Here is a 14646-nt window from a genome sequence, read left to right on the forward strand (position 1 = left end):
CTAGCTTCTCCATATGTAATATAAAATTCCGATTTCCACTATTATTCCGCAAATCCAAGCCAGCCAGAAATACCATTTTCTGGTCTTGTGGTGAAAGAGTCGACCGCCTAATAAAGCGCCCAAACCTCCGGCTGCCAATGCTGACAAGAGCAAAGTCTTCTCTGGAATGCGGTAGTGATTTTTCTTAGCCTTACGCTTATCCCAGCCATAAAGCAGGAAAACGATAAGGTTCCAAAGTAGGCAAATACCTGTTAATATCCATTTCATAAATTATTAATAATTGACTCCGTCATTTGAGCTGTCCCTGACTGACCACCCAAATCTCGGGTTAAGATACCCTGAGCCAAAGTCTTCTCCACCGCTGCTTCAATCGCTTCTGCAGCTTCAACCTCTGCAAAACTATCCCGCAGCATCATGGATACAGAAAGTATCATGCTGATAGGGTTGGCAATGCCCTGCCCCGCAATATCTGGAGCCGAACCATGGATGGGCTCGTAAAGACTTGGTCCAGATGCCGAATGACTGGCCGATGGCATAACTCCCAGCGTCCCTGACAAGACACTGGACTCGTCGGATAGAATATCTCCAAAAAGATTTTCCGTTACCACAACATCAAACTTAGCAGGATTGGTAATCATGAGCATCGCAGCGCTGTCCACCAGCTGGTGCTCCAAGGTCACATCTGGATAATCCTTGGCCACCTCATCTGCTACTCTGCGCCAGAGTTTGGATGTTGCTAGTACATTTTGCTTGTCAATACTGGTCACGCGCTTTCTGCGACCACGCGCAATGTCAAAAGCCTTACGGACAATTCGCTCCACCTCTTCGTAGCTGTAGTCATTGATATCACGCGCAGATCTGTCCTCCAAAATATGCTCGCCAAAGTAAATCCCACCAGTCAGCTCACGCACGACCACGAAATCCACACCAGCAATTCTTTCAGCTTTCAAAGGCGACAAATGCTTAAGAGCATCGAAAATCTTAACTGGACGGATATTGGCATAGAGTTCAAGCTCCTTCCGCAGAGCAAGCAATCCTTGCTCCGGTCGAACTGGGGCATTATCATACTGGGGACTGCCGATAGCTGCTAGGAGAATAGCATCCGCCTCCTTGGCCGCTTCTAGAGTTGACTGAGGGAGAGGATGACCTTCCGCATCAATACCAGCACCCCCAAAAGCTTTCTCCGTGATATGATAAGCAAAACCGAACTTGTCCGCAACAGCAGCCAGTACTTGGAGACCAGCTTCCATGATTTCTGGACCGATACCGTCACCCGCCAGAGCTACAATTTCTTTTGTCATAGTCGCTTCCTTCTAATTACTTGCAGGCAGATCGCGGTAGGATACCTGGTGGCCGATTTCACCCGCATTTTCCTTTTGCACAAAGGTGTTGGCATGGATATAGGCAATGGCGCTGGCCTTAAGAACATCAAAGTCAATACCAGAGGAGTTGAAAATTGTATCTGTATCCGTATTTTCAACAGCTACCAAGACGCGAGCCTGAGAGTCAATACCATCCGTCACCGCCTCGATGTTATAAGATAAAAGCTGAACAGACTGGTTAAAGAATTGGTCAATGGCATTAAAGATAGCTTCAACGCTTCCTTTACCTTCTGCCACACAGCTAACCGTCTCGCCGTCACCATTAACCAGCTGCACATCCGCTGTGATGGTATGGTCGTCATTGGTCGTCAACTGCAGATCATCAAAGTGGAAGCCTTCAGGATTTTCGACAGTCGTTCCGGCAATCAGAGCCCGAATGTCAGCGTCTGTGACTTCATTTTTCTTATCAGCCAAGACCTTAAACTTAGCAAAGAGATCATTAATTTCAGATTCTGCAAAGTCCAGAGCCAATTCTTTGAGTTTTTCGACAAAGGCATGGCGGCCAGACAGCTTGCCAAGCGGTAGTGAATTGCTCTTGACTCCAACCAGCTCAGGTGTGATGATTTCATAGGTCAGTGGATTCTTAAGAACGCCATCCTGATGGATACCGGACTCATGAGAGAAGGCATTGCCACCAACGACTGCCTTGTTCTTAGGCACTGGAATACCTGAGAAGCGGGATACCAGCTCAGAAGTGTTAATAGTTTCATTAAGGACGACATCCGACTCAACCTGATAGTAGTCCTGACGAATTTCTAAGGCAACTGCTACTTCTTCCAATGCTACATTTCCAGCCCGCTCACCGATTCCATTGATAGTTCCCTGAACACGACCAGCACCGTGCTTGATAGCCGTCAAAGTATTGGCTGTTGCCATACCAAGGTCATCATGACAATGAACACCAAATACCACCTTATGATCAGAAGTCACATTTGCCACTAGGTAGTCGAAAATATTTGCAAACTCTTCCGGAGTAGTAAAGCCGACTGTATCTGGAATATTGATATAAGTCGCACCTGCATCAACCGCTGTTTGTACCACCTGAAAAAGGAAATCTAGCTCTGTTCTTGTTGCATCCTCTGGTGAAAACTCGACTATATCGAACTTGGAGCGCGCGTAGGAGACATGCTCTTTCACAGCTTCTAAAATCTCTTCCTTGGACTTTTTCAGCTTGAACTCTCTGTGAATAGGACTGGTCGCAATGAAGACATGAATCTGTGGATGCTTGGCATCCTTGAGCGCCTCGTAGCAGGCATCAATGTCAGATTTAACCGAACGCGCCAGACCAGTGACGGAAGCTTTAGTGATGACTTTAGCAATCTCCTGCACCGCCGCAAAAGAATCTGGACTCGCAGCAGGGAAACCGGCTTCAATGACTGAAATCCCCCACTTCTCTAACTGCTTGGCAATAGCCACCTTTTCCTTGATAGAGAAATTCACTCCTGGTGTCTGCTCGCCATCCCGGAGGCTGGTATCAAAAAACTCAACTTTGCGTGTCATAGACAACTCCTTTTCTAAGATACATAGACCATTTAGGAAAAACTCTTCCCCAACTTCTAGGTCGTGTTCAATGACTGAGACGGTATGAGACAAATTGATTTCAGAAAAATCAAGATGCATTCCCACTCCCGTCGCTCCTTTAGAAACCATTTCTTCCTCATCAGAGCTTGAGGTAAGATAGGTGAAATAAAAAACATCTCACTTGAGGAACAAGCGAGATGTTGATTTACTCCCGCTTGGTAAGCCAAACAGGACTAATGCTTTTGCACTAGCCCGAGTAACGCAACAACAAAGCAAAGTTTGAAGATTGGGTTGACTTCATGTTTGACTAACTCCTTTTTGAGATGGTTTCTTATTGTTTAGTATTTTAACACAGTATCATAAACCTGTCAAGAAAAAGTCGATATTTTCTGAAAATTTTTAATATGCTGGATTATTTTTGAGGAGATTAGCAAAAATAAGAGAAAGAAAAAGAAGCAGGGTAAGTCTCACTTCTTCCAATTTTCTTAGTATTTTGATTCATTTACTCACTTCATCCAGCTTATTCTGAAAGCGTCTGTTCTCCTGATAGCGAGCTTCTAGAACATCGTCTATGCGCCTTTTGTATTGCTGATGGTATTGATCCAGATTATCCTCTATTTGAAAAATATAAGGTTGAACCGCTGTCAAAGGAACCTCTCTACATGCATAAGAAATCGCATCTAAGAGTTTGTTCGTCTCTCTGTCAAACTTATAGTAGTATGTATCTAAGTCTGTCTCTGCTCGATCAAACTCACGCATTTTTAGAGCATGTTCATCTTCCAGTTCCTGAAGCTTCTTTTTATTCAGCATTGCCTCACCTCCTAACCCTTAATCGGGCTATCCAAAGAAGGCATCTGCATCGTCTGAGTTAGATGAGTTTCAGCAGCTTGCGCTGCCTTACCTTCAAATCCACCCTGAATGTTTTTAACATAGTTAGTAGAAGCATAATTTTTCATATCCAAAGCCGCCGCCTGTAGCTGAGTTGCTAACTCCGCTCCTTTAGCAAGAATAAGCTGCTCTTTGGCTGCTATCAAAGCCTTGATAGCTTGCCGCTCCTGCTCTTTCATCTTTTCTTTAAACTGTTTTGCCAACTCCGCTTTAGTTATGAGGGCATCATCATTTACTATCAGAACCATTCTTACCCCTCCATGTTCCTTTTACATCTGCCAAGAGATTATTGAAATCCTCAGCTTGCTGAGTATCGACTGCTGCAAAATCTCCACTAGCTCTAACCAAAGTCATTCCCAACTGTTCAATCTCTGTCATAAAGCCTTTTGCAGATGTCTCTGTGTTGCTTTCAATCGTATCATCCCAAAAACGAGAAACATTAAAATCAGCCAATAAACTCGCTACCTCTGTACCACTCAGATAGGTCACCATTCCCATCGCCTCTGTACTCGTATCCTTTACTGTATTTTGGACAAATTCTTTGGCATCCGACAATAAGGTTTGGACATGCTTAACTTTATCTTCCATTTCAAAGATAGCCAGCTGTGCTGCAGTCTGAAGGAGACGAGCACGAACCAAAATTCTATCTTCTCCTGTAAGATTGCCATTTCCCAACTGTTCCTGATAGCGAGTAATAGCTTCACGATCCCAAGCCATAGATTCCAAGCGAGCAACCCTAATAATTTCCTTGTATTCTGTCTCAAATTGATGATAGAAGGCATACCCCAAAACAGCCCTATCAGGAAGATCTCCTTTCATTAGAGAATTGAATATATTTGAAGCGGTTTCTTCATCAACTCCCAGTTTTCGAAGAGCATCCAGAGTTTTAGCAATTAGACGAGCTAGCTTTTCACCCGCTCTCAGCAGTTCTGGATGATAATCAGCAGAAGCGGTCAAAAAAGAACCTTTACCGTCTCCCTGAAAAACACCAAAATCATGGGCACTCTCAGAATCGAAACTCTGGGTATAGTATAAGGGAACCACAATATTAACTTTACCAACAGGTCCACCTTCACCTCTTACATGATATTGCTCACCGTCCTCAGGTAAATGAGCAATTGTATATTCTCTATTAAGCATACTCACCATGTCAAAGGGATTGACATAATATTCAATTTTTTTACCTATGGCTTTGATTTGATCGGGAGTTAATCCCATTTTTAAAAGGCTTTTGGTAGTATCCGGACCATCAAAGAGGACCACTCTTCCAATCTTATCTAAATCATTACTGCTCAATCCAGCTATTCCTTGAACCGTCACCATGGTCCCTAGCGAATGTGCTGAAAGATCCATTGTTGCATTAGGCGCTTTCTCTCTCATTTCTTGGATACGAGTTTTCATGGCCTCGGTTGCCAAAGGAGCTTGTGGAATATGGATGTGATTAAACGCAAACTGAGCGTCATTATCTATCCAATCATTCAAATTTAGTGCTTTGATGCCCCGCTCAAGTATCTTATCTAAGTTAAAACCATCGCTACCTCGAATAGCCATATAAGTTTTCTTGGTATCTTTTCCCAACGTCGGCGTATCCGTTAAAAAATAAGAATTAAAGCCCGCTTTTTCGTCAGTCATTAACCCCTTTTGATAGCTGTCTACAATACGTGGCTCACGTCTCATACCGTTCGTATCAGGTACTGGTACGGTGGTAATTTTATTGACATCGTGCAAATCAGAATCAGGTTGTAAATAGACCCTGCCATCATAAGGAAGATTCTTACCTCCAGGGGTGATTTCTTCATCATAAATTACTTCTTTTGAGAAATCAAATACTTTTACTTTGGTTGAGTTATTTTTAGGTGGAAAATTATTAGGACGACCAGTATAAGCCGACTGCGCTAAATCTCCATAAAAATTATCAAAAGTTTTTAAATTACTATTACTCATAAATATCCCATACATTGCCTTTCAAGACTCTTATCGGTTGCATTTCAGAAATTCTCTTAATATCAGGAATACTGTTTCTATTATGTTCTAGCGGGAAACCCAGAGTAAATTCAGAATCTTCAATATTATTAATTCTTCCGCTTAAAGTTAGTATATTCCCCCCACCTTGAGGAGTTCCGTTACCTATATCCTCAATTGTCAAACTACCCCAGTCAAACTGAACACTTTTAACTTTAGGATTTCTGGATTTAACAAATTCAGCCATTTCTTCTTCATGCTTTTTTAAATAAGCTAGCTGTTTCTCTTTTGGACTTCTCAAATCGAAAGTCTCATCTGTGAATAAACTTTTGTTTTGAACTGTCATAATCGTCCCTCCTATGACTAGAGTGGTTGCTATCGCAAGAATAGCTAATCTATTTTTTTTCATTATTTATCCTCCAAAGTAAAGAGAAGTTACTATTATTATATCATGAATGCATTAAAAAATAATTTTGAAAAGTATTCCGTAAAATATGAAATTTACAAACTGCGCTAAATTTGCGTAGAAATTATGAAAGTTTTTTAAATTACTCTTCGCCAAATCCTCTTCCTCCTACACGAAGCGGACTCCCACTTCCAATTCCTTCAATAAAATCTTCTTTATTGTTCTTTCCATCTTTTATGTAAACCAAAACACTCCAACTTGAATCTTTGATATGATTAAAACCACCAAAAACTCGAATAACATTACCTTCACCCTGCGGTGTTCCATTTCCTATTTCTTCCCAACGTGTTTCTTCCCAAGCAATTTGAACAGACTCCACTTTAGGATTTAAAGACTTCACAAAATCTTCTATTTCTTTTTTATGCTCCTTCAAATAAGCTAGTTGTTTCTCTCTTGGACTTCTTAAATCGAAAATTCCATCTGTGAATAAACTTTTGTTTTGAACTGTCAGAATCGTCCCTCCTACGACCATAGAAGTGGTTAGCGCTACGATTGATAGAGTAGCCATTTTACTTTTTTTCATCATTTTTTCTTATATTCTACTACTTTCTATGAATTTCACAGTATCACTTCTTAAGTCACTTCGTTTCTAAGAAGAATATACACCCTCATCTCCTCATATATTGAATGCCTCGGAAAAGGAGAAAGGCTGTTAGAATCAGGGAAACAAGCCAGATGGTCTTCAGGAGGTAAAATTGAATCAGATAGGTAGAGATGATGGCTCCAACTACAAAGCTTGCTAATAGGGCTACAAAGAAAAGGCCTTCTTTCAAATCTTTCCCTTTCTTGTTTCGAGCATAGTTGCCAAAAGCTACCATGGTTTTCTTGATATTCCCCGTCATAAAGGAGTTGTTGTAGACAATGCCATCCACCTCGCCAAAAGCGGTCGCAACTAGTCCCATGCAAAAAGCCAGTGGCGGCACGATATAGAGATGAGGCACATTTGCAGGCAAAAATCCAGCAACAGCTGTCGTCAATATCAAAGGAAAAACGCTGGACAGCCTGCGCCAAGAATGTTCAAAATGATGCTGAAAAACAGTCATCAGAAAAATCCCCAGCATAAAGGCCAGCATAGTTGCCAATTTAACTTCGATTCCTCTTGTCTCCTGATTGATAAGCTCAACCGAAAGGAAAACGACGTTTCCTGTCTGACCTGCCACCAAGGTCCCTCCCCGCTCAATGAAGGTATAGGCGTCGATAAATCCTGCACAAAAGGTCAAGAGACAGGCAAAAAATTTTGAACGAGAGTGAAACTCTCTTTTTACAAATTGTTTCATAAACCACCTACAAAATAAGGGAGTGACCAGACTACGAAAATCATAGATTTCAGTCCGTCCACTTCCCCTTGCTAGATTATATTTCAAAAATCTTGTAGCTACTGCGATTCACCAGATTCACAAACTTTTGTTTCCTCAAATGACCGAGCAGAAAGCTACGTGTGCTAGCCCTCTCTGGCTTCCTTAAGGATTTTTTCAATCTTGGTCGTAATCAGGTCAATAGCCACCTTGTTTGAAGCTCCCTCTGGAATGATGACATCCGCATAGCGCTTGGTCGGCTCGATGAACTGATGGTACATAGGCTTAACGACACCCAAATACTGTTCGATAACGCTATCCAAACTGCGGCCGCGCTCTTCCATGTCCCGCTTAATACGACGAATAATCCGAACGTCATCATCTGTGTCCACAAAGATCTTAATATCCATCAAATCTCTCAGGCGCTGGTCCTCTAAGACCAAAATCCCCTCAACGATGAACACATCCTGAGGCTCCTGACGATAGGTCTTTTTGCTGCGGGTATGCTCCGTATAGTCATAAGTGGGAATATCCACTGGTCGACCAGCCAAGAGCTCCTTGATTTGCTCAATCATCAGGTCGGTATCAAAGGCAAAAGGATGGTCATAGTTGGTCTTCACCCGCTCCTCAAAAGTCAGATGCGTCTGATCCTTATAGTAGGAGTCATGCTCAATCATGGCAATATTTTCGTTTGGAAAATTAGCCAAAATTGCTCGAGAAACGCTGGTCTTTCCGCCTCCAGAACCACCAGTTACACCAATAATAATAGGTCTATTTTGCATTATAAGCTCCATCTCTTGTTATCTTATCTATTTTACCGCAATTCATGTTATAATGAAAGAGCTAAAATAAAAAAAGTACATGCTTAAAAATAGAAAAAAGGAGGTTTTTATGCTCAAACTTGGAATCATCGGAACAGGTTCTATTTCTCATGAGTTCATCAAGGCCGCTCACTCAACAGGCGACTATCAACTTGCTGCTGTCTACTCTCGGACTTTAACTTCTGCTGAGCGCTTTGTGCAAAACTATGAAAATACAGCCGTCTATACTGAAATGTTGGACTTTCTGTCGTCCGATATTGATGTCGTTTATATCGCCAGTCCCAACAGCCTGCATTTCAAGCATGCCAAGGTAGCTATTCTGGCTCGTAAACATGCCATTGTTGAAAAGCCTGCGGTTTCTCGTCCCAAAGAATGGCGGGAATTGGTCAAGCTGGCTGACGAGCATCAAGTCTATCTCTTTGAAGCTGCCCGCAACTATCATGAGCAGGCCTTTGATACAATCAGTGATTTTCTCAAGGACAAGACCGTCTTGGGAGCCAACTTCACCTATGCCAAATATTCTTCAAAAATGCAAGCTCTGCTTGCGGGAGAGCAGCCCAATGTTTTCTCAGCTAAGTTTTCTGGCGGCGCTTTGATGGATTTGGGTGTCTATCCCGTCTATGCGGCTATCAGACTTTTCGGCCATCCGCGCTTCGCTCGCTACAGCGCCCAGCAGCTAGCTAATACGATTGATTTAAATGGAGCCGGCTGTCTTATCTATCCAGATTTTCAAGTTCAGATTCAGGCCGGTAAGAATATAAACAGCAATCTGCCTGCAGAGATTTACACAGATCAGGGAACTCTGACTTTAGATGGGATTGAATTTATCAGCTCTGCTATTTTCCAAAATCTGGACGGTCAAGAAGAGGTGCTGCCTATCCAGCGTGCTTCCCATACCATGCTGGAAGAAGCTCAGGCTTTCGCGCGAGTGCTCAAGGGCGGACAGGATGCGGCTTATGAGAAATGGTTGGATGCGGCAGCGGCTGTTCATGAAAGCTTATTTGCCATGCGAAAGGACGCTGGCATTAGATTTGAGGTTGATGATGATTAAGGAACAATTTCCCCCGAGCTGGCAAAATCAGCTGGCTCAGCTAGGCTTTGAAGATTTGACGGCTATTCAAGAGAAGATGTTTGATTCTGTTTCTGCAGGCGATACGGTGCTGGGAATCAGTCCGACTGGTACTGGTAAAACTCTGGCCTATCTCTTTCCCAGTCTGCTCAAACTGACACCTAAAAAAGCCCAACAACTCTTGATTTTAGCTCCTAATACTGAGCTGGCTGGACAAATCTTTGAGGTCTGCAAGACTTGGGCGGAGCCTTTAGGGCTGACAGCCCAGCTCCTGCTCTCCGGTTCCAGTCAGAAGCGACAAATCGAGCGCCTTAAGAAAGGTCCAGAAATTATCATCGGAACGCCTGGACGGATTTTTGAGTTGGCCAAGCTCAAGAAAATCAAGATGATGAATGTCGAAACCATTATTTTGGATGAATTTGACCAGCTGCTCAGCGATTCTCAGTATCACTTTGTCGATAAAATCACCCACTATGCGCCTCGTGACCACCAGCTGGTATATATGAGCGCCACCGCTAAGTTCGACCACGACAAGATTGCTGAAAATACTCTAGAAATCAGCATTGCCGACCAAGTTTTGGATAACATCCAGCATTTTTACATGCAAGTCGAAAAACGTGATAAAGTGGAGTTGCTGCGTAAGTTATCCAATGTTGAAGATTTCCGCGGACTGGTCTTTTTCAACGCTCTGTCAGACCTAGGCAGTGCTGAGGAAAAACTCCAATATCATGAAGCCAATGCCGTTTCTCTTGCCAGCGATGTCAACGTTAAGTTCCGCAAGGTGATTTTGGATAAGTTCAAAGAGCATCAGATTACTCTCCTGCTAGCCACTGACCTAGTTGCTCGCGGCATTGATATTGACTCCCTAGAATGCGTCGTCAATTATGAGCTTCCGCGCGATTTAGAAACCTATACCCACCGCTCTGGACGAACCGGCCGCATGGGCAAGGAAGGCTACGTGATTACCTTCATCAGCCATACAGAAGAGCTGAAAACATTGAAAAAATACGCCACCGTCCGAGAAATTGTATTAAAAAATCAAGAGCTTTATGTAAGGAGTTAAGCTAAAAAAGCTTTGGAAATCTCATGTTTCCAAAGCTTTTTGCTTTTACTCATTGCCAACAAGAATTTCAAAAAACTAACCCCAAGACCGTCTTAGTCTCTGCCGTAATAAATACGATGCGGCTCTAGCTGGCCTTCCAGCAGCTCATCGACCGTTACCAAAGTATAGCCGTTACTCTTCAGATACTCGAGAACACTTGGCAGAGCGTCAATACTGGTCTGGTGAATATCATGCATGAGGATAATCGAGCCTGGCTGGGTTTTGGCAATCTCTTGCATAATGGCTTTAGTATTGCGTGTCTTCCAGTCTAGACTGTCTACATTCCACATGATAAAGGACTGGTCAACCGAATTTTGAATTGTAGCATTAATAGCTCCATAAGGAGGCCGCGTAATCGTTGGCTTGATGCCTATGACATTGTTAATAGCAGTCTGGGTATCAAGGATTTCTTTTTGGGCCGATTCCAGAGGAAGTTTGGTTAAGACTGGATGGTCCCATGTATGAATCCCAATCTGATGACCTTCATTGTGCACGCGCTTGACGATCGCTTCATTACCAGCAATGTTTTGCCCAACCATAAAGAAGGTCGCCTTGGCACCATATTTCTTGAGGATATCCAGAGCCTGCGGTGTTGTCTTAGGATCTGGACCGTCATCAAAGGTCAGAGCAACCATTTTCACATGCTTCTTAGCCTCGAAACTCTGATAAGCTGCCAAGTCATCTCCAGTCAGATAGTTCGCATTGATCTGGTCATAAAAGCTAGACAAAGGAACGTCAATGCTGGTTAAGCCTTGCACTTCCTTACTCAGCTTAATAGAAAAATGGCTGTACTCATAACGGAAGGACCACTGACCCAATTCCGTTCCATTGAGGGTATTGAGAATTTCCGTCTGCACCGCCTCATCGGCCTGTCTAAAGGTCAGCTGGCTGGATATCTCGTTGATGAAGATTTCCTTAGCTACATCGGGATCCTGAAAGAGCTTATCCAGAGTGAAACGGCTGCCGTCTGCACCAAGGTAGCTGTCAGCAACTTCCCGCTCTTCTCCTTTACTGATTTTCATCTCTTTGACATGATAGTCCTTGCGATGCACCAGTACTTCTTTAACATCCTTCAGGCTCGTTTCTTTTTCCTCGGCATAGTAGAAGGTCAATTCCTCAATCTTATCGCCCTTCTTCTGATTATCCTTAATCGTCTGGCTATCTGCGTCCATCTGCTCCTTGACGCTTGCCACGACCTGTCCATCTAGCAGAGGATAAAAGGACTCCACATAGTGGCTGCCAATCATCTTGCTCTGCTTTTCAGTATTTTCAGCGTGGAGGGTCTCTTCTTGGGCAATCAGCACACTAACTTTCTCTTGCAGTTCCTTTTCTTGGAAAATAGCGTAAATTTTTACAGCACCCAGAAATAGAGCAGCAACAAAAGCTAAACCTAGCAAGCTGAGAACAATGAGTGTTTTCTTACCGTGTTTCTTGTTATTTTGTCTTTTCATACACCTGTCCTAAATGAATAAAATTCATCATTTATCTTGCAAAATTAACTGCAGCTAGATGTTAGAGACTCTTCTCACGAATGACTTCCACCTTGTAGCCATCAGGATCTTTTACAAAATAATAATTAGGCGGGTTGCCAGGAAGACCTTTTGGATCTGTCACTTCATAGCCTTTGGCCTTGTGCTCAGCGTGCAGACCTTCCAAGTCTGGCGTGCTAAGTGCCACATGAGCAAAACCGTCCCCAATCACATAAGGACCATGGTCATAGTTATAGGTCAGTTCAAGCTCATAATCATCACCTTCCAAACCTAGATAAACGATAGTAAACTGATAATCTGGAAAATCCTTGCGACGAAGCTCCTTAAAACCAAAAGCCTCTGCATAAAAAGCAATAGACGCTTCCAAATTCTCCACACGCAAACAAGTATGTAACATTTTTGATGCCATAATTTCACCTCATTCTTTCTTGTTTATTATTATACCCTATTTTAGGCAAAACTTATATTAAATTTTTAAAAAAGTAAATGGAAGTCAGGAAAAAGCAAGCCAATAAGGCCTGCTAAGAATTGTTTTTCAAAAAATTTATCAATGAAAATCACTCTCCCGCTATTTTACAGAACGCTTTTTCGTTTCTTTCAGTAGCAGTTTAACTTCAAAGACCGTACCTTTTGGTTTGTTGTCCTTGACATAAATAGAGCCTTTGAAAGCATCGACAATCTGCTTGGCCAGAGAAAGTCCCAGACCAAAGCCACCTTTCTGACGGGTCCGAGCCTTGTCCACCCGATAAAAGCGATCAAAAATCTTCTTCTTATCTTCATCGCTGATACCAGGACCATTGTCCGCCACTCGGAAAATAAGGTAGCGATCTGTCGAAGTAGCCATGACACTGATTACGCCATCATCATCTGTATACTTGATAGCATTGTCAAATAGAATAGTCATCAGCTGTTTGAGAAAAATTTGATCGGTCACAATAGGGTGCTTGATCATATTTTCTGAATGAAAAGCTTTTTTATTCTCCCTTGCGATAATGCAGTAATTAGCAAAGGTCGTATCAAAAAATTCTGGTTCAACTTCACCATATTGAGGCTTAATGCCATCATCGCGACGGGCCAGATTGAGCAGATTGGTCGTCAGCAAGCGCATATTGCGTACTTCATCCAAGCTAGAAGCAATATTTTCACTGCTCTGCATAATTGTAGCTTCAGGCTTACGAAAGAGCGTCTCTAAGCGACTCTGCAATACCGCCAGAGGAGTCCGTAGCTCGTGACTGGCATTTTCCACGAAAGCCTTCTGCTTCTGGATACTTTCCAGCAGAGGCTTGACACTCATCCGAGCAAGGTAAATACTGGCAATCAGGGAAATTCCCCAAAAGCTGACCATGACCATGGCAATCAACTGCTCATGCTTGCTGCTGGTCTGCTCAAGCTGGCTGATACTAGTCATGACCACAGCATACTTGATATCAGGATACTCATTTTTAGGATCAATATCAAAGAGATACGCCCGATAGCTTTCTGTCTGACCAAAGCTGTTGCCAATCACAATTTCCTTGATTTGATTTAGATAGGACTTGTTAAACTCTAATGAATTAAAGTCTAGAAAACCATCGCTCTTGCTGGTGGAAATATTTTTATAATCATCATCCAAAAGCAGGGCAAAAGTATTAGAGCTGACATTTGGCGTAGTTAGATTGTTAGGCTTAGGCTCTTCATCTGAATCACCATCTGGCTCTTTATTGTTTTTGGGACTTTTAGTATTGACCTTATTGCTCGGATCAGACTGCTGACCTGTCGTCCGATAAGCCAAATCAGCAACCGAACTAGGATCATTACTCAGATTCCTCAGATTTTCATCAACTGACGTATAAAGGCTGGAGCGCATAACCTGAATAATAATCAAGGTCATGGCCGAGAAGATTAATGTAAACAACCCAAAATAGCGAATGAAATAAGAGAAATCATCCGCATAAAAGGTCTTCTTGATTTTATTCAGCATCTTTTAAAATGTAGCCGACACTACGAAGAGTATGTAGGTTTTTCGCAAATGCCGTTCCTTTCAGTTTTTTACGAATCTTTGAAACGTACACTTCGACAACGGAAACAGTGGTATCACTGTCAAAGCCCCACAGACGGTCAAAAATTTGAGTCTTAGGCAAGATTACATTTTGATTTTGCAGGAAATAAACCAAGAGGTCGAACTCTTTACCAAGCAACTCTACGTCTTTACCAGCCTTCGTGGTTGAATTTGTAGATAGGTTGACAGTTACATCACCATAAGAAAGAGTATTCTCGTTGAATTTACCAGCGCGTTTCAAGAGCGCTTGGATCCGCATTTTCAGTTCTTCCAAATAGAAAGGTTTTGTCAGATAGTCGTCAGCTCCGAGCTCAAAGCCATGTCCTTTGTCATCCAAGCTTTCCTTAGCTGTCATGATGAGAACAGGTGTTGTGACTCCTTTCGCTCGGAGATCTTTCAGCACTTGGAAACCATCCTTTTCAGGCAGCATGAGATCCAGTAAGATGAGGTCATAAACACCGCTTTCTGCTTCATATAGACCTTCTTCGCCATCAAAAACCTGCATTACATCTGCAAAATCATCTAAAAAATCAAAAACTGAGTTTGACAGTCCAAGGTCATCTTCTACCAATAGAATTTTAATCATTTTTCTTTCCTCCAATAAAACTTTCC

16 protein-coding genes are annotated in these 14646 nt (G+C 42.6%); 2 read left to right on the forward strand and 14 right to left on the reverse strand.

What is annotated here, in order from left to right; translation table 11 throughout:
* The 10 genes from D8877_RS06110 to udk form a co-directional block, all read right to left on the reverse strand.
* Complete coding sequence (locus D8877_RS06110) at nt 1–267, reverse strand: DUF1294 domain-containing protein (protein WP_002913655.1); 267 nt, start codon at nt 265–267, stop codon at nt 1–3.
* Nucleotides 264–1301 carry a 3-isopropylmalate dehydrogenase gene (gene leuB / locus D8877_RS06115; RefSeq protein ID WP_009660482.1) on the reverse strand — a complete coding sequence of 346 codons (1038 nt, stop codon included), beginning with the start codon at nt 1299–1301 and terminating at the stop codon, nt 264–266. The genes D8877_RS06110 and leuB overlap by 4 nt, the downstream gene beginning before the upstream one ends.
* 12 nt (nt 1302–1313) lie before the next feature.
* Complete coding sequence (locus D8877_RS06120; protein ID WP_032905798.1) at nt 1314–2882, reverse strand: 2-isopropylmalate synthase; 1569 nt, start codon at nt 2880–2882, stop codon at nt 1314–1316.
* Nucleotides 2883–3401: 519 nt separating this feature from the next.
* The gene (locus D8877_RS06125; protein WP_009660319.1) at nt 3402–3713 is read right to left on the reverse strand and encodes a hypothetical protein; all 312 of its coding nucleotides are present in this window, start codon (nt 3711–3713) and stop codon (nt 3402–3404) included.
* Nucleotides 3714–3724: 11 nt separating this feature from the next.
* Complete coding sequence (locus tag D8877_RS06130) at nt 3725–4039, reverse strand: hypothetical protein (RefSeq protein ID WP_009660286.1); 315 nt, start codon at nt 4037–4039, stop codon at nt 3725–3727.
* Entirely contained in the window at nt 4020–5735 is a 1716-nt protein-coding gene (locus tag D8877_RS06135; protein ID WP_032905769.1) for a cutinase family protein, read from the reverse strand. The genes D8877_RS06130 and D8877_RS06135 overlap by 20 nt, the downstream gene beginning before the upstream one ends.
* Nucleotides 5728–6162, reverse strand: coding sequence for a hypothetical protein (locus D8877_RS06140; protein WP_002909948.1), 435 nt, complete (start codon nt 6160–6162; stop codon nt 5728–5730). The genes D8877_RS06135 and D8877_RS06140 overlap by 8 nt, the downstream gene beginning before the upstream one ends.
* Before the next feature lie 139 nt (nt 6163–6301).
* Nucleotides 6302–6742: a hypothetical protein gene (locus tag D8877_RS06145; protein ID WP_009660452.1), complete on the reverse strand. Its 441-nt coding sequence runs from the start codon at nt 6740–6742 to the stop codon at nt 6302–6304.
* A gap of 85 nt (nt 6743–6827) precedes the next feature.
* On the reverse strand, nt 6828–7496 hold the full coding sequence (locus D8877_RS06150) for a YoaK family protein (protein WP_009660317.1): 669 nt from the start codon (nt 7494–7496) through the stop codon (nt 6828–6830).
* A gap of 164 nt (nt 7497–7660) precedes the next feature.
* A complete protein-coding gene (gene udk / locus D8877_RS06155) occupies nt 7661–8296 on the reverse strand; it encodes a uridine kinase (protein ID WP_032909529.1) in 636 nt (211 codons plus the stop codon).
* A gap of 79 nt (nt 8297–8375) precedes the next feature.
* Here udk and D8877_RS06160 point away from each other — a divergent pair, with 79 nt between their 5' ends.
* Together D8877_RS06160 and D8877_RS06165 are read left to right on the forward strand one after the other, a co-directional pair.
* Nucleotides 8376–9386, forward strand: coding sequence for a Gfo/Idh/MocA family protein (locus tag D8877_RS06160; protein WP_125341319.1), 1011 nt, complete (start codon nt 8376–8378; stop codon nt 9384–9386).
* On the forward strand, nt 9376–10467 hold the full coding sequence (locus D8877_RS06165) for a DEAD/DEAH box helicase (protein ID WP_185760179.1): 1092 nt from the start codon (nt 9376–9378) through the stop codon (nt 10465–10467). Before D8877_RS06160 ends, D8877_RS06165 begins: the two co-directional genes overlap by 11 nt.
* A gap of 92 nt (nt 10468–10559) precedes the next feature.
* On the opposite strand, the gene D8877_RS06170 is transcribed toward D8877_RS06165, so the two are convergent.
* The 4 genes from D8877_RS06170 to D8877_RS06185 form a co-directional block, all read right to left on the reverse strand.
* The gene (locus D8877_RS06170; protein ID WP_125352735.1) at nt 10560–11957 is read right to left on the reverse strand and encodes a polysaccharide deacetylase family protein; all 1398 of its coding nucleotides are present in this window, start codon (nt 11955–11957) and stop codon (nt 10560–10562) included.
* Between the two features lie 61 nt (nt 11958–12018).
* Entirely contained in the window at nt 12019–12405 is a 387-nt protein-coding gene (gene gloA / locus D8877_RS06175; RefSeq protein WP_002895748.1) for a lactoylglutathione lyase, read from the reverse strand.
* A gap of 159 nt (nt 12406–12564) precedes the next feature.
* Nucleotides 12565–13956, reverse strand: coding sequence for a sensor histidine kinase (locus D8877_RS06180; RefSeq protein WP_125351426.1), 1392 nt, complete (start codon nt 13954–13956; stop codon nt 12565–12567).
* Nucleotides 13946–14620 carry a response regulator transcription factor gene (locus tag D8877_RS06185; RefSeq protein ID WP_002897753.1) on the reverse strand — a complete coding sequence of 225 codons (675 nt, stop codon included), beginning with the start codon at nt 14618–14620 and terminating at the stop codon, nt 13946–13948. The genes D8877_RS06180 and D8877_RS06185 overlap by 11 nt, the downstream gene beginning before the upstream one ends.
* Between the last annotated feature and the right edge of the window lie 26 nt (nt 14621–14646).

This window comes from Streptococcus sanguinis (assembly GCF_003943735.1).
GTDB classification, from domain to species: domain Bacteria; phylum Bacillota; class Bacilli; order Lactobacillales; family Streptococcaceae; genus Streptococcus; species Streptococcus sanguinis_E.